Origin of the sequence: Azospirillum sp. B2RO_4, assembly GCF_051124815.1 — a bacterium.
In the GTDB taxonomy this organism is placed as follows: Bacteria; Pseudomonadota; Alphaproteobacteria; order Azospirillales; family Azospirillaceae; genus Azospirillum.
On the sequence record NZ_CP118490.1, the window covers coordinates 255,001 to 276,950 of the forward strand.

A 21,950-nucleotide genomic window follows, 5' to 3' on the forward strand; every position below is an offset into this window, starting at 1 on the left:
CCACCGCATCGAGGAAGTCGCGCACCAGCAGGGCGGTGGCGCCGTCATAGCCGGGATCGGGAGCGGCGGGACCCTCGGTCTGTGCCTGTTCAGCAACGCGCTCAGGGGCGAATTCGTGGATCAGGTCCTTGAGAGTGACGCTCATGACGGCTGCTCCGCTTGCGCTGCGTAAAGGCGGGCGATCTCGTCATGCACCATCCTGCCGATGCCCAGCGTGCCGGATTCGGCGATGGCCTTGCCGTATTCCTGCAGCATCATGCTGCGCCACGGCTTTTCCGCCGGGCCGCCGCCGCCGAACAGCGGGCTTTCGCGCATGCCCGCGAACATGCTTTCCATCAGTTGCCCGACCAGCATCGCCTCGAACTCCTTGGCCGCCTTGTCGGCGGCGGCGGGATTGGGGACGGCCGGCGTCGAAGGAGCGACTGAGCTGCGGAGGGTTGCTGCGGCGGTGTCCATCGTCGTCTCTCGCGGTCAGATGATTTCCAGATCGGCGTGCAGGGCGCCGGCTGCCTTGATGGCCTGGAGGATCGCCACCATGTCGCGCGGCCCCACCCCCAGCGCATTCAGTCCGTTGACCAGCTGCTGCAGGCTGACATTGCCGCCTACCGTCACGAACTGGCGGCCGTTGCCTTCCTGAACCTGCACGTCGGTGCGCGGCACCACGACGGTGGAGCCGTTGCTGAAGGGCTGCGGCTGCGACACCTGCGGCGTCTCGACGACGCGGACGGTCAGGTTGCCCTGGGTGATGGCGACGCGGCTGACCCGGACATCGTCGCCGATGACGATGGTGCCGCTGCGCTCGTCCACCACCACGCGGGCGATGGCGTCGGGACGCACCGGCAACTGCTCGATCTCGCCGATCAGGCGTGAGACGTTGCCGACATAGGATCCGGTGATCCGCACATCGACGGTGGTCAGATCGACCACCCGCGCATTGCCGGCGCCGAGCCGGCCGTTCACCGCGTCGGCGATGCGGATCGCCGTGGTGAAGTCGGGGTTGCGCAGCGCCATCCGCACCTGCGGCACGTCGTTCAGCGCGAATTTCAGCTCGCGCTCCACCGTGGCGCCGTTGGCGATGCGGGCGGTCGTCGGCACCCCCTTGGTCACCGTCGCCGCCGATCCGCCGGCGGTGAAGCCGCTGACCGACAGCGGCCCCTGGGCCACCGCGTAGGCCTCGCCATCGGCGCCCAGCAGCGGCGTCACCACCAGCGTGCCGCCCAGCAGGCTGGTGGCGTCGCCCAGCGCCGACACCGTCACGTCGACCGTGGTGCCCTGGCGCGGGAAGGGCGGCAGGCTGGCGGTCACCATCACCGCCGCGGCATTGCGGGTGCGCAGGGTCTCGCCGCGGGTGTTGATGCCCAGCCGCTCCATCATTCCCTTCAGGCTCTGTTCGGTGAAGGGTGTGTTGATGAGCCGGTCGCCGGTGCCGTTCAGCCCGACCACCAGGCCATAGCCGACCAGCTGGTTGCGGCGGACCCCGTCGAAGGTGACCAGATCCTTCACCCGCGTCTGCGCCGCCGCCGGAACGGGCGCGGCCGACAGCATGCCGAGCACCAGCAGCACCCCACCGGCCAGCGCCGCGGCATCGCTGAAAACAGCACGGCGGAAAGCGGGCCGGGGCCGGCGCGGAACGGGGAGCTGGATGCCGGGGCTCATGGGGATGCGGCCTAGAGGTAGTTGGTCAGGTGCAGCTTGGCGATGCGCGCGGTGGCGCTGGAGGTGGCGTCGATCTGCGCCTCCAGCTGGGTGATCCGCGTGCTGGCCTCATAGGGATCGACTCCTTCCAGATTGTCGATCTGCAGGCTGAGGATCGCCTTCTGCGTCTTGTGCTGCTCGGCCAACGTGGCGACCTGGGCGCGCTGGATGCCGAGCTGCGCCGTCGCCTCCCGCAGCTTGCCGAGGCCGCCGGACAGCTTGTCCACCGCCGTCCTGATGTAGTCGGGATAGGCATCGACATCCATCCGGGAACTGTCGACCGCCGCCAGCATGTAGATGCCTTCCAGCATCTCCCGCATCATCGGGTCGTTGGCCTGGACGCCATAGGCGATGCTGGTCGACTCCGCTGGCCGGCCGCTGACGCGCGGCGCCGCCGCGCCGCCCGGCTGCTGCGCCGTGGTGCCGGTGTAGAGGCCGCCCTCGAAGGTGTCGGTCAGCGGGGCGGGGGCGGGCGTCGCCGGGTCGCGCACGGCGAACAGCTCGTCCAGCCGGGCGATCACCGCCGTGGTTTCCGCCGCCGTGGTCGGCATTTCCGTGCCGCCAGTGGCGGACTGGATGGCGTCCCGGACGATCTGCATCGGCGAGCGCAGGCCGGACTTGTCGCCGTCGACGTTGCGCATCGGCGGCTGGTCCAGCGCCGTGCCGGCGAACAGATAGCTGTTGCCGGACGCGGCGTTCAGCAGCCCGACCACCTGATCCAGCACGCCGCGCGCGCGGATCTGCAGCGAGGTGCCGGTCGGCGACTGCTGCCCCAGCCCGGTGGAGGCGGCGGCCAGCAGGTCGGTTCCCGACGCGATGATGCTGGTCATCGCGCTGTCCATCGTCTTCATCCGGCCGTCGAGCAGGTCGGTGGTCTTCACATACTCGTCGGTGCGGTCGAACAGGTTGCGCAGCGCGATGTCGCGGCCGGTGGCGGAGCCGATGGTCGCGGCGACATCCGAATGCACGCCGGTCGCCACTTCCTCGTTCGCGCGGGTCAGCTCCATCTGCTGCCGGGTCATGGTGCTTTGCAGCTTCCGGCTCATCCCCAGCGTGGAGAGGGCATTGTAAAGCATCGGCTTACCCCTTGATCTGCAACAGGATGTCGATCATGCGGCCGGCGACCTGCACCACCTGGGCGCTGGCGCCATAGCTCTGCTCGATCAGCATCAGCTTCTGCATCTCGTCGTCGATGTTGACGCCGTCGCGGTTGATGCGGGCGGTCTCCAGCGTGTCGGCGCTGATCTTGCGCGCGTTCATCTCCGACTCCGCGCCGGTGCGGTAGCCCTGCTGGGCCGACACCATCGCCGTGGCATAGCCGCCGAGCGTCGCGTTGGCCGGCATGTCGGTGGCGGCGAAGCTGCGGGTGTCGGTGAAGACGGTCAGGAATTTGTCGATCTGCGTCTGGTCGCCGGGCTGGAGCGGGGCCGCCGCCTGCACGCCGCTCTGCATCCGCCAGCTTTCCGTCCGCACCGCGTCGTTGACGGCGATGCGCGAGGCCAGACCGGCGGTGGCGCCATAGGCCGCGCCGGCATCGGTGAACAGTCCGGGCTGGGTAGGGTCGGCCTCCGCCCCCTGGAAGGCCTGGACGATGCCGGCCGCCAGCTCGTCCAACTGCGCCATCGCGCGCGGCATGTCCTGCTTGATGGTCTGGACATAGCCCATGATGCGGCCGCTCTGGATCTCGCTGTCCGGCTTGGCCGACAGGGCGACGCCGTTCGCCATCACCTCGTCGCCCAGCAGCGTCAGCGGCTGCTCGCCCGGCGCCAGCGGGTGGTCGAGCAGGGTCTGGCCGTTGCGGGTCATCACCACGACCTGCCCATCCTCGCGGCTGTAGGTGCGGATGCCGATCTCCTGCGAGACCCGGTCGAGCAGGCGGTCGCGCTCGTCGCGCAGGTCGCCGGCATCGCCGCCGCGCGTCTCCAGTGTCGCGATCCTGCCGTTCAGTTCGCTGATGCGCTGGAGCGAGGTGTTCACCGCGTCGACGGAGGTCTGCAGCCGGCCGCGGGCATCCTCTTGCACGGTCTGCGCCGCCTCGGCGGCCCGGTTCAGCCCGTCGGCCAGCGCGGTCGCCTGCGACACCACGGCGTTGCGGGCCGCGTCGTCGTTGGGCATGTCGTGCAGGCGGGAGAAGGCCTGCTGCAGCTTCGACAGCTGGGTGGAGACCGATTTCTCGTCCTGCGGCTGCCCCAGCACCAGCGCATAGTCGGCCAGCGCCGAGGCGCGCGCCTCCTGCCCGCTGTAGCGGCTGGTCTCGAACCGCGCGTCGCGGATCAGCAGCTCGTCCACCTTGCGGGCGACGGCGTCCACCCGCACCCCTGCACCCCGGCCGGCGGTGGTGACCGCCGACAGGTCGAGGTCGCGCCGCACATAGCCGGCGGTGGTGGCGTTGGCGAGGTTGTGGGACACCATCGCCGCCTGCTGCTGCGTCATGCGCAGGCCGGACAGGGCGGAGGTGAGGGCGAGTTGGACGCTCATGGCCGGGACTCCGTCTGTGCCGGGATCAACGCTTCAGGCGGGTGGTCTCTTCGACCAGCTCGTCGGTGGTGCGCACCAGGGTGGCGTTCGACGAATAGGCGCGCTGCGTTTCGATCAGCGAGACCAGTTCGGTTGCGATGTCGACGTTCGACTGCTCCAGCGCGCTGCCGACGACGGTGCCGGCGCTGCCCTGCTTGCCGGCGCCGAGCGTCAGGGTCCCGGTCTCCGCCCCCAGCGTGTAGGTGTTGCCGTCCTGGGCGACCAGCCCGTCGGGGTTGGTGACGGTGGCGATCGGGATCTGGTACAGCGCCTGACGGGCGCCGTTGTCGTACATCACCCACAGCTTTCCGCCGTCGTCGATGTCGACCGAGGTGACCTGCCCGACCTTGGCGCCGTCGCCGGTGATGGTCGGCACATAGTCGCCGTTCAGCTGCGTGAGGTTGCCGAGCGACACGCCGAAACTGTCGGCCGTCGGCGTGGCCGGCGAGGTGACGGTGATGCCCGGCATCGGGTCCAGCGGCAGGCCGCCGGCATCCACCGGCTTGCCGGCATAGGGGCCGGTGGCGGCGAAGGTCAGCGTCACCGGCGCCCCGCCGACGGTGTATCCGGCCGGGCCGCTGGCGGTTAGCGTCCACTCGTTGGGGGTGGCGGTCTTGGTCCAGGTCAGCGACAGGTCCAGCGCATTGCCCAGCCCGTCATAGAAGGTCGGGCTGCTGGTGAAGCTGTCGCCGGCGGCGGCCTGGGCCGGCAGGTTGCCGGAGAAATCCATCGTCGTCGTCTTGGAACCGCCATAGACGAGATTGCCAATGTTGACCGATTGCAGATCGTCGAAGCGGGAGTTGCTGACGTTCGGCATGGTGCCGTCGGGGTTCAGCTTCCAGGCTTCCAGATACTGGCCGGCGCTGTTGCGCAGAAAGCCGGTATCGTCGGGCAGGAAGCTGCCGGCGCGGGTCAGCGAATATTCCGGCGTCCCCGACGCCTTGTTGCCGACGACGAAGAAGCCGTTGCCGCTGATCGCCATGTCGGTGGCGGAGCCGGTGCCCATGATCGTGCCGTCCTGCTGCACCTGATAATGGGTGGCGGACTGCACGCCGCTGGCGGTGTAGGTGCTGCGGCTGCCGGGCGCGGTGACCAGGGTCGAGAAATCCACGGTGGCCCGCTTGTAACCGACCGTCTGCGAATTGCTGATGTTGTCCGAAATGGCGGCAAGGCGCGAGCTTTGCGCGGACATGCCGCTGACACCGGAACGCATGGCGCTGTACAGGCTCATCCTTGGAATCCTCTGGTCAACCGTCGAACGGAAGGGGGTTGTGCGTTCCGGGATTCTCCGCGGATGACTGGCGGAGTTAACAATAGCGAAGGGATTTTAAAGGGGCTTTAAAGGAAAAGGAGTAGGGTTTTGTTAAAATGTGAGAGGCTTTTCCTTAGAAGAAGTCTGATGGTCTGTGGAGTTTCCACAATCTATTTTTTCACATTGGAGCGGAGTAGATTTTTCGGCTGTCATTCCCGCGAAGGCGGGAATCCAGACTCTGCGACCCCCTGCGCTGGAAACCCTGGATCCCCGCCTTCGCGGGGATGACGCAAAGTTCCTTTCATTCCAGATCGTTACCGGCCTGGAAAGGCATGCATGTCGTGAGCCGACCCCTACCGCCGCAGCAGCGTGATGCTGATCCGCCGGTTGCTGGGATCGAGCGGGTCGCTCGCCCCGAAATGGTCGAGATCGGCGCGCCCCTCCACCCGGACGATGCGCCCGCCGGGAATCCCGCTGGCGATCAGTTCGCGCCGTGCCGCGTTGGCGCGGTCGCTCGACAGTTCCCAGTTGCCGTACTTCGCATCGGGCGCATAGCCCAGCGCGTCGGTGTGGCCGGTGATGCCGATCGGGTTGGGCACCGACACCAGCGCCGACGCCACCATCCGCATCAGCCGGCGTCCCGGCTCGTTCATCTGAGCCGAGCCGACCTTGAACATCGAGAAGCGGGCCTGATCGGTCAGCTGCACGCGCAAACCCTCCGGCACCTGCTGGATCACCAGACTGCCTTGCAGGGCGTTCAGGTCAGGCGACGCGGCGATGCGCTGGCGCAGGTCGCGTTCCAGCGACTCCAGCGCCACCCGCTCCGTCAGCTCGGACGACTGGCGGTCGAGCAGCGCCTCCAGCTCCGCACGGGTGGCCTGGGGAGCCGGCGGTTCGGCCGCAGGTCTCGTTGGCGCGCTCTCCGTCGCATTGCGCAGCAGGTCGACCGGCGGAACAGTGCCGCCGGGCGGGTGGGGCAGCGGGTCCTTGCGGCCGGCCGGCTGACGGTCGCTGTCGCCGACGGAGGCGACGACAGGCGGGGACGCCACCGGGCTCGCCTGATCGCCGGCGGCATTCGGGGTGGTCAGCGATCCGCTCTTGTCCACCGAGCGGCCGGCCAGCATGCCGTCGGCGCCGGAGTTGCTCTGCGACACCGCGACCGGATTGAAGTAGTCGGCGATGCCCTTGCGCTGTTCGGTGGTGGTGATGTTCATCAGCCACATCACCAGGAAGAAGGTCATCATCGCCGTCACGAAGTCGGCATAGGCCAGCTTCCAGGAGTGGTTGGATTCTTCCTCGTCATGGCCGCCGAGGTGGCGCTTGACGATGATCGGGGGGAGGGCGGTCTTGCGCGGCATGGCCGGTCACGCCGCCTGACGGCCGTCGCGGGCCTTGGCCTGCGACGACAGCGTGGTGGCGACCTCCACCTCCGCCAGACTGGGCTGAATGTCGGTGTAGAGCACCTTGCGGGCGTATTCGGCGCAGACCTGCGGCGGGCTGCCGCGCAGGTAGGCGCACAGCGCCGCCTTGATGCAGAAATACATGTTCAGTTCCGATTCGCGGCGCTGGCGGGCGGCGCTGGCGATCGGGCCGACCATGCCGTAGGACAGCAGCACGCCCAGGAAGGTGCCGGTCAGCGCCCCGCCGATCATGTGGCCCAGCACCTCCGGCGCCTCGCTGATGGCGCCCATGGCGTTGATGACGCCCAGCACGGCGGCGACGATGCCCAGCGCCGGCAGCGCGTCGGCGAGGTTCTGCAACGCCTTCGGCACCTGGTTCAGCTCGCGGCCCAGCGTGTCCAGCTCCTCCGCCATCAGCGATTCCAGATCGTGCGGGTTGTCCTGCCCCAGCGCGATCAGGCGCAGGTAATCGCACAGGAAGGTGATGCAGCGGTCATAGCGCAGGACGTTGGGATACTGGGTGAACAGCGGGCTTTCGGCCGGCTTGTCGATGTCGGCCTCGATCTGCGACATGCCCTTGGACTTGGCGACGCGCAGCAGGCCATAGACCAGCGCGATCATGTCCAGATAGTCGTTCTTGGGCGTGGCGCGTCCGCGGGCGATGGCGCCGACCGCGCGCAGCGTGTCGCGCAGGACCGACGGGCTGTTCGCGATGGCGAAGCCGCCGATGCCGGCGCCGATGATGATGACGATCTCCACCGGCTGCCACAGCACGGCCATCCGCCCGCCCATCGCATAGAACCCGCCGAGCACGCTGGCAAACACCGCGATCAACCCGAACATCAAGCGCATGTCTTCTTCTCCGGATGTGCAAGGGCCGATGCGCCCAGCGTTGCCCCCTCCCCAACCCTCCCCCACCTTTGGTGGGAGAGGGAGTTAAGTGCGAGAGCCGCGGAGTTCCCTCTCCCTCGAAGAGGGGGAGGGTTAGGGAGGGGGCAACACCTCGCCGACGCTACAGCCCGCCGTTTAAAGCGGATTTACGGATCACGGCTTCCCCCGCCACCCCCGCGCCAACCGGCCGAGCGCGTCGGCTGCGGCAAGGTCGCGCTCCACCGACTCCGCGCGCAGCGGCCCGTCGGCGGGTGGCGGGGCGAAGGCGTCCAACAGCCCGGCCCAGCGGGTGGCGGCCAGCCGCGCGCGTTCCGCATCACCGAAACCGCGCATCGCGTCGGTGTCGCCGGCCAGATAGGCCGACAGCCCCTGCAGCGCCAGATCGTCCGCCGTCGGCTCCGCTCCCGCGGCTTCCAGCTCGGCGACCAACTCCGCGAAGGCGCCCCGCGCCGCCCGCCATTCCCCGGCGGCGAACAGCCCCTGCGCCCGCAGCCGCGCCGCCTCCGCCCCGTTCAACCCTCGCAGGGCGTCGAGCGCCCGCACCGTGTCGCCGTCGCCGAGCAGCGCGTCGGCCCGCAGCAACGCCCGGCGCTCGGCCAATTGCGGCTCCAGCCCAGCGCCGCCCGTGCGGGCCAGCACGTCCAGCGCCTCCCCCTCGCGTCCGCCGTCGATCAGGGCGCGCGCCAGCGTGGCGCCAAGCTCCGCCCGGCGTGGACCGGTCGTCCGTTCGGTCAGCGCATGCAGGATGCGGGTCGCCTCCAGCCCATAGCCGTCGCGCAGCAGCAGACCGGCGAGGCGCCGCCGCAGCCCGCCGTCCTGGCCGTCAACCAGCGTCACCAGCCGCCCGTGCCGCGCCTGGAGCGCCAGCGCATAGAGCCCGCCCGGCGGCGACTGCTCCAGCCGGTCGAGCACGGCGGTCAGCAGGGTGCGCCCGGCCGTCAGCGCATCGCGCCCGCGTGCGGTGGCGCCGAAGCGCCGTCCCAGCAGGCCGAAGATGTCGAGCGCCGCATCGGTCCTGCCGCTGCGGGCATAGGCGCTGCCCAGCGCCGCCAGCGCGTCCGTCTCGATGTCGTCGCCGCGCCAGGCGAAGCGCAGGGACTCCAGCGCCTTGATGGCGCCTTCCTCGTCCAGCCGGCCCAGGCTGCGGCGCAATTCGATGGCGCGCACCTCCGCCCGGCGGGCGAAGGGACCACGGCGCAAGGCCGCCGCGGCGTCGTACCGCTCCAGCGCCGCATCGGGCGTCGCCTTCAGCTCCGCCAGCCGGCCGCGGAAATAGTCGAGCCGCCCGTCGGCCATGCCCGCGGAATCGACGGTGATCATCTCCAGCACGATCAGGTTCAGCGCCGCGCTGTCCCCCGCCTCGTCCGCTGCGGCGGCGAGCGTGGTCAGCAGCCGGCTGCGCAGGTCGGCCGGATAGTCCAGCAGCCGGCGCAGCGCGATGGGAAGCCCCTCCTTCGCCGCCGCCCAGCGGGTCGGCGCCAGCGCCGCGCTGCGCCAGACATTGTGGTCGGGCATGGCGCCGGCCGGCAGCTGGACGAACAGATTGTCGTCGGGCGCATCCTCGCGGTCGAGCGCGCGGAAGGCGTCGCCCAGGATGCGCAGGGCATAGCGCTGGTCGGGCGCCGGCGACAGGCTGGACGCCGTTTCCAGCGCCGCGCGTCCTTCCTCGTCCATGGCGCGGGCGAGCAGGAAACGGACCAGCGCGATCTGCGCCTCGACCCGCGCGCGGCCCTGCGCCTTCTCAAACGCGCTTTGCAGCGCCTCGCGCGTGCGGTTGAAGTCGTCTCCGGCCCAGCCGGCGAGATCCATCGCGGCGATGGGCGGCGGCTTTGGGGGTTCGGCGGCTTGGGGAACGGGCTTCGGCGTACGGTCCGGCATGCGCTCAAGCTGCCGCAGGGTCTGCTGGATGCTGTCCTGGACTTCGCTTTCCAGGCTGGCAACGACGGGGAGGGGAGGACTCTCCCTCTCCCCCCCGGGGAGAGGATCGGGATGAGGGGGATGCACTTCGTGCCTTTCCCGAGAATCCTCCCCGCGTTCCCCCCTCCTCCTCTCCCTCTCCCCGGGGGGGAGAGGGGACTCTGCCGGGAGAGGGAGGACCATCGCCGCAGCATTCGCCGTGCCGATGGGGTTTAGCGCTTCGACGACCTCAGCGACACCGACAGACGGTGCAACTTCCGGCGCTGCAGTCGCAACCACCACCTCCGCCGCCCCATCTCCCGTCACCCCCGGCTTCACCCCCGGAACCGGCGGCCCGCCGACATCGACGATCAAATTCCGGCGCTCCATCATGCTCGCCACCCGCGCCCCGCAGGGCACCGTCGCGGTCAGGCTGCGCCCGCCATCCGCGGTCACGAAGTCCGACAGCCGGCGCGAGAAGCTGTCGCGCAGGCTCGCCAGCGGCCAGCGCAGCGGATCGGGCACGCTGATGCGCAACACGCAGCCGTCGACCACCGCCACCGGCTCCATGCCCTTCGGCACCGACAGCACCAGCCGCGAATAGTCGCCATGGTCGCCCAGCTGCGCGCGGACGGTCGCGGCCTGCGCCGTCCCCGTCAGCAGCGCGAGAACCAGCGTCGAACCAAGCGTCAGTGCGTTCTCCGGGCGCCGTTTCATCACAGTCGTCTCGCATTTTATCGAAATGATCGCCAAACCTTCTCCAAGTCCGGCAAGGCATCGGCCGGGACTGCTCAGGTTGAAACCCGGCTTTAAACTGCCTCGTCCAGATTAAGGCGGAGTTCAAAACCGGAGTGTTCGGCGATGGAGAACCAGCTTTACATCGGACTGTCGCGCCAGATGGCGCTGCGGCGGCAGCTGGACGTCGTGGCGAACAACGTCGCCAACATGAATACGGTCGGCTTCCGTGGCGAGCGCACCCTGTTCGAAGCGGCGATGGAGGCCGGCGGGCGCAAGCCGACCGACCGCATCGCCTTCACCATCGACCGCTCCACCTATACGGACCTGCGCGCCGGCACCTTCACCGAGACCGGCAACCCCTATGACGTGGCGCTGGACGGCGACGGTTTCCTGTCGGTGCAGACGCCGGACGGCGTGCGCTACAGCCGCGACGGCCGGCTGCGCCGCGATGCCGACGGCACGCTGGTCGGCCCCAACGGCTACCCGGTGCTGGACGACGGCCGCCGGCCCATCGCCATCCCGTCGGACAGCAGCACCATCACCATCGGGTCCGATGGGCTGCTGTCGGCCGACGGCAACGTGATCGCCCGCATCGCCGTCTCGCGCTTCGACAATCCGCAAATGCTGAAGCAGACCGGCGACCTGCTGTTCGAACCAGCCGAGGGCATGGAGGCGCGCCCCGCCCCCGACACCCGTCTGGTCGAAGGCAAGGTCGAGCGGTCCAACGTGCAGGGCATCGTCGAGATCGGCCGGATGATGGACCTGACCCGTGATTATCAGGCGGTGACCAAGATGGTGGACGACGGGCAGGACCTGCTGCGCTCCGCCATCAACCGCCTCGGCAAATCCTCTTAAAGCTCCACAGGGAGGCACCGTCCATGCGCGTGCTCAGCATCGCGTCCACCGGCATGATGGCCCAGCAGATGAACGTCGAGGTCATCTCCAACAACATCGCCAACATCAACACCACGGCGTTCAAGCGCTCGCGCGCCGAATTCCAGGACCTGATGTATCAGGCGGAGCGCCGGCAGGGCAGCCAGTCGACCGATTCGGGCACCATCGTGCCGACCGGCGTCGAGGTGGGGCTGGGCGTGCGGCCGACCTCGGTCAACCGCATCAACACCACCGGCAACCTGACCTCCACCGGCAACGAGCTGGATCTGGCGATCGAGGGGCGCGGCTATTTCAACGTGACCCAGCCCGGCGGCGAGACCGTCTACACCCGCGCCGGCAGCTTCAAGCTGTCGCCGGAGGGCACCATCGTCACCGCCGACGGCTTCACCGTCGCCCCCGGCATCACCGTGCCGCAGGGCACGCGCGAGGTGGTCATCAACCGCTCCGGCGAGGTGCTGGCCTATGTCGACGGCAAGGCGCAGCCGGTCAACCAGGGCCAGCTGGCGATGACGGTGTTCGTCAACGACAGCGGGCTGGAGGCGCTGGGCGACAACCTCTTCCGCGCCACCCCGGCGTCGGGCGAGCCGCAGGACGGGCTGGCCGGACAGGCCGGTTTCGGCACCATCCGACAGAAGTATCTGGAATCCTCCAACGTCAACGTCGTGCAGGAAATCACCGAGCTGATCTCCGCCCAGCGCGCCTACGAGATGAACGCCAAGGTGATCGAGGCCGGCGACCAGATGGCCTCCACCATGACCAACATGCGGTGACCATCGTGCAACGCACCCTCCGCCGGCCGCTATCGGTCCTGTTGCTCGGCACCATGCTGGCGCTTCCCCTCCCGGCTGCTGCCGGTTCGGTCGAGACCCGGCTGGCGGAGGAACTTCTCACCTCCCTCGGACCCTCGGTCCCGCCCGATGCGCAGGTGGCGCTGACTCTGGGCCGCCCCTTCGACGGGCCGGTGGATGCCGTGCGCGACATCGGCCTCGACCCCCGCACCGGCATCTTCCAGGCCCGCATCCTCAGCGGCGGGCATGTCGTGGAATTGAGCGGCCGGGCCGACGTCGAAGTCACGATGCCGGTGCCGGTCCGCCGCATCCGGCCGGGCGAGATCATCGAGGCGTCGGACCTCACCACCATCCGCCTGTCGCTGGACCGCGCCGGGGCCGGCTTCATCGCCTCGGCCGAATCGCTGATCGGCCAGTCGCCGCGCCGCCAGCTCTCCACCGGGCGGCTGGTGCAGGTCGGCTCGGTCGGCGCCCCCATCGTCGTCCAGCGCAACCGGCCGGTGACGCTTGTTTACGAGGATGGCGCCCTGCTGCTGGCGGCGCGCGGGCGTGCGTTGCAGGAGGGCGGCGTCGGCGACAGCGTCCGCGTCATGAACATCGCCAGCAGCACCGTCGTCACCGGCGTCGTCACCGGGGCCGAGACCGTTTCGGTCAGCGGCCCGCGCGTGCCCCAAGCCGCACGGCCATAATCTCAGCAAGGGAGCTTCCCAGATGCGCACCGCGCTCGTCCCCATCCTGCTGCTGTCGCTTGGCGCCGGCGGCTGCGCGCGGCTGGCCGACATCGGCAGCGCTCCCGCCCTGTCGGAGATCTCGAACCCGGCGCTGCAGCCGGAAGCCCGCGTGATCTCGCTGCCGATGCCGCGCCCCTCGACGGCCGAGCAGATCCCAAGCTCGCTGTGGCGCACCGGATCGCGCGACTTCTTCCGCGACCCCCGCGCCAAGGCGGTCGGCGACCTGCTGACCGTGGTCATCGACATCTCCGACCAGGCGCAGCTGCGCAACAGCACCCAGCGCGGGCGCACCAACAACGAAAAGGCCGGGCTGCCCAACTTCTTCGGGCTGGAAAGCCGCCTTCCCGCCGTGCTGCCCGACGCGGTCGACCCGGCGAATCTCGTGGATCTCGACAGCTCCAGCACGTCCAGCGGCAACGGCACCATCCAGCGCAACGAACGTATCGCCATGCGCGTCGCCGCCGTGGTGACCCAGGTGCTGCCCAACGGCAATTTCGTCATCGCCGGCCGGCAGGAGGTGCGGGTGAATTACGAACTGCGCGAGATGCGCATCGCCGGCGTGATCCGTCCCGAGGACATCAGCAACGCCAACACCATCGAATACGACAAGATCGCCGAGGCGCGCATCACCTATGGCGGCCGCGGCCAGATCACCGACGTGCAGCAGCCGCGCTACGGCCAGCAGGTGCTGGACGTGATTCTGCCTTTCTGATGTTCCGGCCTGTTCGGGAGCCCGCGCCATGAAAGCCGTCCTGCTGTTCGCCGTCGCCGCGGCCCTCGCCTTCGGCGGCGGCTACGGCTTCGGCCGGTTCGAGGGCCCACAAGACTCCGCCCCCGCCGCTCCCGCCGAACCGACGTCCGGCGGTCCCTATTACGTGGATGCCGGCCAGCTGGTGGTGCCGATGCTGGAGCGCGGGCGCACCATCGCCTTCATCCTGATCCAGGTCACGCTGGAGGCGTCCAGCGCCGACGATGCGCTTCTGGTCCGCCGCCGCCTGCCGCATGCCCGCAGCGCCATGCTGGAGTCCCTGTTCGACCTCGCCGGCCACGGCCGCTTCAACGGCCCGGCGGTCGATCCCCAAGGCGTCGCCACCGCGCTGCTGGCCGGCGCCAACGGCTCCTTCGGCCGGGAAAACGCCCAACCGATCCGCGCCGTCCTGATCGACCGCCTGCTGCGTCAGGACAACACGCGGCTGTAAAAAAATCCCTCTCCCACCCCAAAGGATCCCCTCTCCCCCCCGGGGAGAGGGTTAGGGTGAGGGGGACGCGTGGCGTGCCTTAGTCGGCTGAGCAGCACCTCGCATCCTTGCTGATCCACATAGTGCATCCCCCTCACCCCGACCCTCTCCCCGGGGGGGAGAGGGGGGGAATCGCCAGGGGGAAAAGGGCACATGCCACACCTACGACGCCGACAGCACCGCGCCCGAATCCACCGTGGCGCCGTTCTTCAGCACGAACTTGCTGGCGCCGTCGACGCTGCGCACCTCGGCCACCGTGTCGGTGACGACGGTGGCGGTGTTCAGCGCCTTGCCGTCCTTGTCCTTCGCCGTCACCCGCAGCGTATAGACGCCGTCCGGCGCGGTGCCGCCGCCGGCCGTCCTGCCGGTCCAGTCGAAGACCTGCCGGCCGGTCTTCAGCGAACCGGGGCTGCTGTAGACGACGCTGCCGGCGCCGTTCAGCACCTCCAGCTTCACAGCAGCCGGCGTTCCCTCGACCGTGTAGGCGGCCTGCGCCTTGCCGTCGGTCAGCGACAGCTGGTCGGACGCCACCTCCACCTTGCGGCCGAGCAGGGCCATGTCCATGCGCATGCCGCTGCTCTTCAGCGTGTCCAGCACCTTGCCCAGCGTGTCGTTGGAGCGCATCGACTGTTCCACCGTCGACAGCTGCGCCAGTTGGGTCATGAACTGGGTGGCGTCCATCGGCGCCAGCGGGTCCTGGTTGCGCAACTGGGCGGTCAGCAGCTTCAGGAAGGATTCGTAATCGACCGTCGGCTTCTTCTGTTCGTCGGCCGCCGCGTTCGTCTTCGCGGCGGTCATCAGGCCGGTGCTGGGCGTGGTGGTCATGGTGGAAAGGTCTTTCCTGTTCAGACGGTGACGTCGACCAGCCCGTCGATCGGGCGCAGCGGCCGGCCGGCAACGGATTCGGAGGCGGGTTCGGGAACGGCCTCGGCCTGCACGCGCCAGCCGCCGGCGCTGCCGTCCCGGTCGGGTGCGGCGAAGCCGCGCGACTGCCCGTCGCCCTGCAGCGAGAACTGCAGGTTGGAACTGTCGAGTGACAGCCCGGCATCGCCGAGCGCCCGTTCCAACTGTGTCAGGTCGCGCCGCAGCAGGGCCAGCGTGTCGGCCTGTTCGGCCTGGACGGTCAGCGAGACCTTGCCGTCGCTGACGTCGGCGACGACGCGGATGCGGCCAAGCTCCGCCGGGGCGAGGTCGATGTGGAACTCGCCGCCGCCGGTCGTTGCCACGCGGACCAGCGGGGCCGCGAGTTGCGCCATCGCCGGGCTGTGTGCGGTGGCGGCTCGGCCGGAAGCCGCGGCGGCGGCATAGTGGGTGGCCGCCTGGGCCGGCAGCGTCGGCACCGTCTCGAACCCGGTGGCCGCCGCATCGCCGCTTGCCGCAGTGGGGGGAGCGGAGGAGGGGGGGACGGGGTCGCGGGCGGTAAAGGCCGGAGCGGCATCGGGAGCCGGCTGTCCGGGCTGTGCGGATTGAGGGGCGGCGGCGGCGGTCTGTTCGGCCTTGCCTGCGGCGCTGCCCTGACGGCCGGCGCCATGCGCGCCGCGGACGGCGGTGCGGGGATCGTTGCTCTCGTCGCGCCGGCTCTCGCGCCCGTCCGGGGAGGGGATTGCTTCGGCAGACGTATTCGGCGCGGCGGCGGCAATGGCCGGCAAACCGGCCTGCACGGTCTGGCTGGGAGCCTGCGTCTCCGCACCCCGGTCGGCGCTGTCCTGACCCATGGAGCCGACGGCTGCGGGTGCCGTCGTTTCAGCCTGTCCGGCCGGCGCATTGGGTGCGGCGGTGGCAGGCGCCGGCTGCGGCGCGATTGCCGGTGCGGTCGCGGAGGTCTTCCCGGCAATCTGCTTGCCGTCGCCGGCCGGCTCTGCCGCCTGCGGAGCGGCGGCACAAGGCGCCGTCGCCTTGCCGACCGTTGCTGTCGGCACAGCCGTTGCCGGTGCGGTTGGTGCGGCGGCCATCATCCAGGGCATCAGCGGGGCATCTGTGCCGCTCGCCTGCACCACCGCCTGTGTGATCGCGCTTTGCGCGGCGACGGGGTCGTCCGCTCTCGGCTCCCTGCGCTTGCGCAGCCGGTCGGGGTGGGTGCCGTCGTCGGGTTCCTCCTCCGCGGTCTCGTCCACCAGACTGGCGAAGTCCTCGTCGCGCGCATCGTCGCCGGACGAACCGCCGCGTTGAGTCGAAGTCGGCCGGGGCGGAGCCGAGACGGCATCGGGCATGCTGGTCATGGCGCTCAATTCGTCAGGGTGGCGCGCGGAATGGCCGTCACCGGCACCGAGGCTCCGACGACGGTGGGCGCGGCCTTGCGGTCGCCGGGCAGGGCGCGGCGCTGCAGGATAAGCCGCGTCACCTCGCGCGCCTTGGCGTCGGCCATCTCGGCCAGGATCGGGGCGGCGCGCCGCTCGGCGATGCGGTCCAGCACGTCCACCACGATATCCGTTTCCATGTCGGTCAGGATGCGGGCAGCGTCGCGCGGCTTCATCGCCTCATAGATCGACACCATCCGCTTCAGGTCTTCCTGCTGCAGGGTGGAGCGCTGGGTCATCAGCGCCTCGACCTCGCGCTTCACGCCGTTCAGCCGCTGGATCTGGGTGCCGACCCGCGCCTCCGTCGCGGCGAGTACCGCTTCGGCCTCGCGCAGGCGGTTCTGGCGGCCGGCGCTGTCGGCCTTCTGCTCGTCGATGGCGGCGCGCAACAGCGGATCGGCGCAGTTGGGGGGCGCCAGCGCCACCGGCGGCGGAACTTCGGCGACCGGGGTGGAAACCGGCAGCGGAGCCGTCACCGGCGCGGGAGCGGCGTCGGCCGCCTTCGGATCGGCCGCCTTCAGGTCGGTGGCCCAGGGCCGTTCATGGGCGCCGAACTCGCGGTCGAACTGCTGGGCGATCACCGGGAAGCCGTCGACCAGCGCACCGAGCTTCAGCGGCAGCACCATCAGCACGGCGACCAGGGTGATGGGCAGGATGCGCGGGATCATGCCGACGCCTCCGACCCGACGGTGCGCAGCCGCGCATAGAAGGCGCTGGCCGCCGCCTTCGCCGGGCCGGCGGGAGCGGCGGGCTGGCCGGCGACCGTGCGCAGAGCGGTTTCCAGCGCCCGGAACTCGCCCTGATCGACTTCGGCCGCTTTCAGTGCGGACACCAGGGGGGAGCTTGCCGAGACCTCTGTGGCCATCTCGACCGGCTTCGCCACGCCCTCCACGGCCTCAACAGCCTCTGTCCGCGCCCGGTTGCGGGTGGCGCGCGCCGTGCTTGCCATGGCGCCCTCGTCCAGGCGGCGCAGCAGGGCGCGGGCATGCTGGACCGACTCCTCCATGCGCGCGGTGGTGCGCTCACAGGAGCCCAGGATCAGCGCCATGTCCTCCTTCATGCCCTTGGCGCGGTCGAGATCGTCGGACAGCCGGGCGGCGATCTCGGTCGCCGACGCCACCATCCGCTTCATCGAGGCGTCGGTGTCGTCGATCGACTTCGAGAAGGTCGACACCAGCGCGTTGATCTCGGACTGGCCGGTGCGCAGCAGCTTCAGCCGCTTGTTGACGATGACCAGATAGGCGGTCGCCGTGACCAGCATCACCGCCAGGGCCGCGTCAATGAGAAAGGAGACCATCGATCAGCTCCTGCTTGGTGTCGAGATCGGTGTCGATCTTCACCGCGATGTTGTCGTTGCGCTGTCCCATGTGACCGGCGAACAGCGGGATGGTCTTGCTGAAGACCAGGACGGTGGAATCTGGATTGATGCGCAGTTTCAGCGACTGGCCCTTCTGCCAGGCCAGAATCTCGCCCAGCGGCACCTTGGTCTCCGCCAGCACGGCGACCAGCTCCAGCTTGGAGCGCATCAGCTCGTTCTTCAGGTGGCTTTCCCACACCGTGTCATGGCCGAACTTCTCGCCCATGAACATCTGCACCAGCTTGCCGCGGATCGGCTCCAGCGTGGCATAGGGGATGACGATGTCGATGTGGCCGGTGCGGCGCTCCACCTCCACGGCGATGCGCACGCGGATGATGGCGTTGGTGGCCCGCGTGATGGTGGCGAACTGCGGGTTCACCTCCAGCCGGTCGAAGACGAAGTCGACCTGCGCCAGCGGATCGAAGGACTGCCCCAGATCCTGCAGCACCACCTTCATCATCCGCTCGGTCATCTTGCGTTCGATGGAGGTGTAGGCACGGCCGTCGATCCGCCCCGGCCGGGACCGCCGCCCGCCCAGCAGCACGTCCATCATGCAATAGATCAGCGCGCTGTCGATGGTCACCAGCATCTGGTTGTCCCACGGCTCGGCGCGGGCGACGCCGATCAGGGCCGGCAGCTCGATGGCGTCCTGGAAATCGGTGTAGCGCAGCCATTCGATCTTCGACAGCGACGCCTCGACATTGGTCGAGGCGAACTGGCGCAGCGAGGTGTTCAGCATCCGCACCATGCGGTCGAACACCACGTCCAGCATCGGCAGCCGGTCCTTGTTGACCGTGGTCGAGCTGACCAGCCGCTGGATGGCGCTCATCTCCGGCCCGCCGCCTTCCGGCGCGCCGAAATTCAGCAGCCGGTCGATCTCCTCCTGACTCAGCGTCTTGGTCTCGCCGGTCAGCGCCTGCTGCATCGCCTCGGTCATCTCCTTGGCCATCGCCGCAGCCTCCGCAGCGGGGGGCGGAGCGGGCGCGGCGGTCTGCTGTGCCGCCGCCAGTTCCCACGCGGCGTCGGACCAATCCGCATCCTCGGCCTGAACGGGCTGGGGAGCGGCCATGGAGGGGGCGGTCGGGGCGGGGGTGTCGGTCATCCGGTGCCTCTGGAGGTCGCTATTGCGTGAGCAGGCTGCGCAGCAGCACGTCGGTGACGACGTCGCGCCGGCCGGCGGGATCGGACAGGATCAGGTTGAAGCGGCGCCTGATCTCGCTGCGCAGGCGGTAGAGCCCGGCCGACCCCTCAAGATCGTCCTGGTCCAGGTTGCGCAGGAATTCCTGCAGACTGTCGGTCAGCTGCGGCATCGCCCGTTCCAGCGTCTGGCGGTCGCGGTTGGCCACCGTCAGCGACAGGCCGATCTTCAGGAAGCGGGACGGCGTGTCGCGGCGCAAATTGACGACCAGTTCCGGCATGTCGACCACGGCGTCGGCCGGCGCGGTCTCCGCCGACGGCACCCACAGCCGCTCGACGGCTTCGGTGCCCGCCGCCAGCCAATAGCCGCCGATCCCGGCCGCGGCCACCGCGCCCAGCGCCACCAGTCCGGCCAGCAGCCGGGCGACCGGCAGGGCGATCACCAGAATCCGCCCCGACCCGCGCAGCCGGCTCAGGACCTCGTCCCGTGCCGTTGCCGTACCTGCGATGCCAAGTCGTGTAATCATCGCTCCATCCCGCCGGACATTGCCGAAAATTTTAGTCAATCGAGAAGCTGGTAAAGTTTTAGAAGTTTTGTCTTCAGCACCGCTCCCGTTTTTTACTCCGCTTAAAAGTCGCGCCGTTAGCGTGACGGGGTGTGCAGGGCGAAGACTAGGCCCGCCGATTTTCAGAAACTTTAAAGGTGCGGGGAACCGTGGACAGTCTGATCGACACCTTGCGGTCGTTGGGGCGCGGTCGGCTGCTCGTCCTGGCGGGCACCGGTCTCGGCATCGTCCTGGCCGTCGCCGGCATGGCGCTGCTGCTGTCGCAGCCGCACATGACCGCGCTCTACAGCGGCCTGGAACCGGCGGAGGCCGGCCGCATCGCCAAGGCGGTGGAGGAGATGGGCGTGCCGGTGAATGCCGGCTTCGACGGCACGACGATCAGCGTGCCGCAGGCCGATGTCTCCCGCGTCCGCATGGCGCTGGCGGAAAAGGGCCTGCCCTCGCACGGCGGCGTCGGTTACGAGCTGTTCGACACCGACAAGCCGCTGGGCATCACCAGCTTCATGCAGCGCATCAACCGCCTGCGCGCCATGGAGGGCGAACTCGGCCGCACCATCGAGACGCTGTCCGGCGTCGAGGCGGCGCGCGTCCACATCGTCCTGCCGGAGCGCGAGGAGTTCTCGCGCAACGCCCCGAAGCCGACCGCGTCGGTGGTGGTGCGCATGCGCGGCCGGGGATCGCTGGACCGCAAGCAGGCATTGTCGATCCGCCACCTCGTCTCCGCCGCCGTGCCGAACCTGAAGCCCAGCGCCGTGACGGTGATGGATGCCTCCGGCGAGCTTCTGCTGACCGAGGATGACGGGCCGGGGCTGGCGTCGGCGCGCACCGACGGCCTGCGCGTCGCGGCGGAAACCCGCGTCGCCCGCGCGGTGGAGCAGATGTTGACCGCCCGGCTCGGCGCCGGCAACGTCCGCGTCCAGGTCGCCGCCGAGGTGGAGACCAAGCGCGAGGTGGTGCGCAGCCAGACCTTCGACCCCAACAGCCAGGTCGTCCGCTCCACCCAGACGGTGCAGGAGCAGGACCGCAGCCAGGACAGCAACGGCGAACCGCCGGTCACCGCCGAACAGAACCTGCCGCAGCGCGATGTCCGCGCCCAGCCGCAGGGGCCGCAATCCTCCAACGACAGCAAGCGGCAGGAGGAGACGGTCAACTACGAGATCTCCAACGTCAGCCGCGAAACGGTGATCGAGCCCGGCGACGTCCGCCGTCTCAGCGTCGCCGTGCTGGTCAACGGCACCTGGAAGACCGCCGCCGACGGCACCCGTCAGTACGAGCCGCGCTCGACGGAAGAGCTTCAGCGCCTGACCGAGCTGGTCCGCTCCGCCATGGGCTTCAGCGAGGCGCGCGGCGACCGGGTGACGGTGGACAATCTCGAATTCGTCGATCTGGCCCCCGACCTCGCCCCCCGCCCGCTGGGCGACGAGATCGCCGAGACGCTGACCCGCAACATCATGACGTTGATCCAGTGGGTGATCCTGCTGGTGCTGTCCGCCCTGGTCATTCTGGTCGGCCTGCGGCCGCTGATCCGCCGCGTCTTCCCCGCCCCCGAGCCGGCGGCGGCGGAGGCCCCGGCGCTGGCCGCCCCGGCCGGCGGCGCCATGCCGCAATTGACCGGCCCGGCCACGGCGGGTGCCGCCGCCGCCGGTGCGATGCCCGCCGACGGCGAGGACGCGGAGGCCGCCGCGCTGGCCGCCGCTCCCATGGCGCCGCAGCTGGGCATCGAAGAGACGATGGACCAGCTGATCGAACTGCGCACCGTCGAGGGCCGCGTCCGCGCCTCCTCCATCCGCCGGCTGGGAGAGCTGGTCGACCAGTATCCGGACGAGGCCATCGATATCCTGCGCTCCTGGCTCTATGAGGAGGTGGCGTGATGGCCGCCTACCCGCGCTACCGCTTCGACCACGGCTTCGGCGCGTCCGCCGCGGTGGCGGAACCGGAAGCGGTGGAGATCGCCGACCCGCTCGACCTGCCGACTTTGTCGGAACGCGAGCACCGCGCCGCCCTGGATCGCACCCGTGAAGCCGCGCTGGCCGAGGGGCTCGCCCAGGGCCGCCGCGAGGGTGAACTCTCCGCCGCTGGCCGCGTCGAGGCGGAGCTGTCCGCCACCCTCGACCAATTGGCGCAGCGCATGGCGGCGCTCGACGCCGGCCATGCCGCCCTGATGGAGCGGCTGGAGGCCCAGGGCGCCCTCGTGCTGCTGGCGCTGGTGCGCCGCATGGCGCCGCGCCTGCTCGATCAGGTCGCCCGTGCCGAGGTCGAGCGTCTCGCCGCCGACGCGCTCCGCGCCGCCGGACAGGCCCCCGTGCTGACCCTGCGCCTTCACCCCTCGCTCTGCCGCCCGCTGGAAGAGCGGCTGGCCGGGCAGGCCGTCTTCCAGGGCCGTCTCGACATCCATGGCGACCCGGCGCTGCCCGTCGGCGCTCTGGAGGCCAACTGGGGCGCCGGCTCTGTCCGCCGCGATCCCGCCGCCATCGAGTCCGCCATCGCCGACCTCACCGACCGTGCCGTCGCCGCCCTGACCCCGGCTCTGTCGTCCGACCTTTAACGATCCGA

Annotated in this window: 22 protein-coding genes (1 of these 22 running past the window's edge); 7 read left to right on the plus strand and 15 right to left on the minus strand. The window is 69.7% G+C overall.

What is annotated here, in order from left to right:
* The 9 genes from PWS46_RS27245 to PWS46_RS27285 all read right to left on the minus strand — a co-directional run.
* Positions 1 to 145, minus strand: the beginning of a protein-coding gene (locus tag PWS46_RS27245; protein ID WP_434625192.1) for a flagellar protein FlgN. Its footprint begins 374 nt before the window's first position; the window shows 145 of its 519 coding nt (coding positions 1–145); the start codon lies at positions 143 to 145; the stop codon falls past the left edge of the window.
* On the minus strand, positions 142 to 456 hold the full coding sequence (locus tag PWS46_RS27250) for a rod-binding protein (protein WP_434625194.1): 315 nt from the start codon (positions 454 to 456) through the stop codon (positions 142 to 144). Before PWS46_RS27250 ends, PWS46_RS27245 begins: the two co-directional genes overlap by 4 nt.
* Before the next feature lie 15 nt (positions 457 to 471).
* The gene (locus PWS46_RS27255; RefSeq protein WP_434625196.1) at positions 472 to 1,656 is read right to left on the minus strand and encodes a flagellar basal body P-ring protein FlgI; all 1,185 of its coding nucleotides are present in this window, start codon (positions 1,654 to 1,656) and stop codon (positions 472 to 474) included.
* 11 nt (positions 1,657 to 1,667) lie between these two features.
* Complete coding sequence (locus tag PWS46_RS27260) at positions 1,668 to 2,771, minus strand: flagellin (protein ID WP_434625198.1); 1,104 nt, start codon at positions 2,769 to 2,771, stop codon at positions 1,668 to 1,670.
* A 4-nt stretch (positions 2,772 to 2,775) separates the two neighbouring features.
* Positions 2,776 to 4,173 (minus strand): flagellar hook-associated protein FlgK, encoded by a 1,398-nt coding sequence (gene flgK / locus PWS46_RS27265; protein ID WP_434625200.1) that lies wholly within the window; start codon positions 4,171 to 4,173, stop codon positions 2,776 to 2,778.
* A gap of 25 nt (positions 4,174 to 4,198) precedes the next feature.
* Positions 4,199 to 5,443: a flagellar hook protein FlgE gene (locus PWS46_RS27270; RefSeq protein WP_434625202.1), complete on the minus strand. Its 1,245-nt coding sequence runs from the start codon at positions 5,441 to 5,443 to the stop codon at positions 4,199 to 4,201.
* A 374-nt stretch (positions 5,444 to 5,817) separates the two neighbouring features.
* The gene (locus PWS46_RS27275; protein ID WP_434625204.1) at positions 5,818 to 6,822 is read right to left on the minus strand and encodes a flagellar motor protein MotB; all 1,005 of its coding nucleotides are present in this window, start codon (positions 6,820 to 6,822) and stop codon (positions 5,818 to 5,820) included.
* A gap of 6 nt (positions 6,823 to 6,828) precedes the next feature.
* On the minus strand, positions 6,829 to 7,716 hold the full coding sequence (gene motA / locus PWS46_RS27280) for a flagellar motor stator protein MotA (RefSeq protein ID WP_434625206.1): 888 nt from the start codon (positions 7,714 to 7,716) through the stop codon (positions 6,829 to 6,831).
* A gap of 192 nt (positions 7,717 to 7,908) precedes the next feature.
* A complete protein-coding gene (locus PWS46_RS27285; RefSeq protein ID WP_434624434.1) occupies positions 7,909 to 10,368 on the minus strand; it encodes a hypothetical protein in 2,460 nt (819 codons plus the stop codon).
* A gap of 144 nt (positions 10,369 to 10,512) precedes the next feature.
* On the opposite strand from PWS46_RS27285, the gene flgF reads away from it, so the two are divergent.
* The 5 genes from flgF to PWS46_RS27310 are packed head-to-tail and all read left to right on the plus strand — an operon-like array spanning position 10,513 to position 14,001.
* The gene (flgF, locus tag PWS46_RS27290; RefSeq protein WP_434624436.1) at positions 10,513 to 11,244 is read left to right on the plus strand and encodes a flagellar basal-body rod protein FlgF; all 732 of its coding nucleotides are present in this window, start codon (positions 10,513 to 10,515) and stop codon (positions 11,242 to 11,244) included.
* Between the two features lie 23 nt (positions 11,245 to 11,267).
* The gene (flgG, locus tag PWS46_RS27295) at positions 11,268 to 12,053 is read left to right on the plus strand and encodes a flagellar basal-body rod protein FlgG (RefSeq protein ID WP_085090946.1); all 786 of its coding nucleotides are present in this window, start codon (positions 11,268 to 11,270) and stop codon (positions 12,051 to 12,053) included.
* Positions 12,054 to 12,058: 5 nt separating this feature from the next.
* Positions 12,059 to 12,760 carry a flagellar basal body P-ring formation chaperone FlgA gene (gene flgA / locus PWS46_RS27300; protein WP_434624438.1) on the plus strand — a complete coding sequence of 234 codons (702 nt, stop codon included), beginning with the start codon at positions 12,059 to 12,061 and terminating at the stop codon, positions 12,758 to 12,760.
* Between the two features lie 22 nt (positions 12,761 to 12,782).
* Positions 12,783 to 13,514 (plus strand): flagellar basal body L-ring protein FlgH, encoded by a 732-nt coding sequence (gene flgH / locus PWS46_RS27305; protein WP_434624439.1) that lies wholly within the window; start codon positions 12,783 to 12,785, stop codon positions 13,512 to 13,514.
* A 28-nt stretch (positions 13,515 to 13,542) separates the two neighbouring features.
* Positions 13,543 to 14,001, plus strand: a complete 459-nt coding sequence (locus tag PWS46_RS27310) for a hypothetical protein (RefSeq protein WP_434624441.1) — start codon at positions 13,543 to 13,545, stop codon at positions 13,999 to 14,001.
* A gap of 201 nt (positions 14,002 to 14,202) precedes the next feature.
* On the opposite strand, the gene PWS46_RS27315 is transcribed toward PWS46_RS27310, so the two are convergent.
* Genes PWS46_RS27315 through PWS46_RS27340 form a run of 6 tightly spaced genes read right to left on the minus strand, consistent with a single transcriptional unit; the run spans position 14,203 to position 19,358 of the window.
* The gene (locus PWS46_RS27315) at positions 14,203 to 14,865 is read right to left on the minus strand and encodes a flagellar hook assembly protein FlgD (RefSeq protein ID WP_434624442.1); all 663 of its coding nucleotides are present in this window, start codon (positions 14,863 to 14,865) and stop codon (positions 14,203 to 14,205) included.
* A gap of 20 nt (positions 14,866 to 14,885) precedes the next feature.
* Positions 14,886 to 16,259 (minus strand): flagellar hook-length control protein FliK, encoded by a 1,374-nt coding sequence (locus PWS46_RS27320; protein ID WP_434624444.1) that lies wholly within the window; start codon positions 16,257 to 16,259, stop codon positions 14,886 to 14,888.
* 5 nt (positions 16,260 to 16,264) lie between these two features.
* Entirely contained in the window at positions 16,265 to 17,005 is a 741-nt protein-coding gene (locus tag PWS46_RS27325) for a MotE family protein (RefSeq protein ID WP_434624446.1), read from the minus strand.
* Positions 17,002 to 17,634 (minus strand): DUF6468 domain-containing protein, encoded by a 633-nt coding sequence (locus tag PWS46_RS27330; protein WP_434624448.1) that lies wholly within the window; start codon positions 17,632 to 17,634, stop codon positions 17,002 to 17,004. Before PWS46_RS27330 ends, PWS46_RS27325 begins: the two co-directional genes overlap by 4 nt.
* Positions 17,615 to 18,796 carry a flagellar motor switch protein FliM gene (gene fliM, locus PWS46_RS27335; RefSeq protein WP_434624450.1) on the minus strand — a complete coding sequence of 394 codons (1,182 nt, stop codon included), beginning with the start codon at positions 18,794 to 18,796 and terminating at the stop codon, positions 17,615 to 17,617. Before fliM ends, PWS46_RS27330 begins: the two co-directional genes overlap by 20 nt.
* A gap of 19 nt (positions 18,797 to 18,815) precedes the next feature.
* On the minus strand, positions 18,816 to 19,358 hold the full coding sequence (locus tag PWS46_RS27340) for a flagellar basal body-associated FliL family protein (RefSeq protein WP_434624451.1): 543 nt from the start codon (positions 19,356 to 19,358) through the stop codon (positions 18,816 to 18,818).
* A 188-nt stretch (positions 19,359 to 19,546) separates the two neighbouring features.
* On the opposite strand from PWS46_RS27340, the gene fliF reads away from it, so the two are divergent.
* Together fliF and PWS46_RS27350 are read left to right on the plus strand one after the other, a co-directional pair.
* Positions 19,547 to 21,268, plus strand: a complete 1,722-nt coding sequence (gene fliF / locus PWS46_RS27345) for a flagellar basal-body MS-ring/collar protein FliF (RefSeq protein ID WP_434624453.1) — start codon at positions 19,547 to 19,549, stop codon at positions 21,266 to 21,268.
* Complete coding sequence (locus PWS46_RS27350) at positions 21,268 to 21,942, plus strand: flagellar assembly protein FliH (RefSeq protein ID WP_434624455.1); 675 nt, start codon at positions 21,268 to 21,270, stop codon at positions 21,940 to 21,942. The genes fliF and PWS46_RS27350 overlap by 1 nt, the downstream gene beginning before the upstream one ends.
* The last annotated feature ends 8 nt before the right edge of the window (positions 21,943 to 21,950 follow it).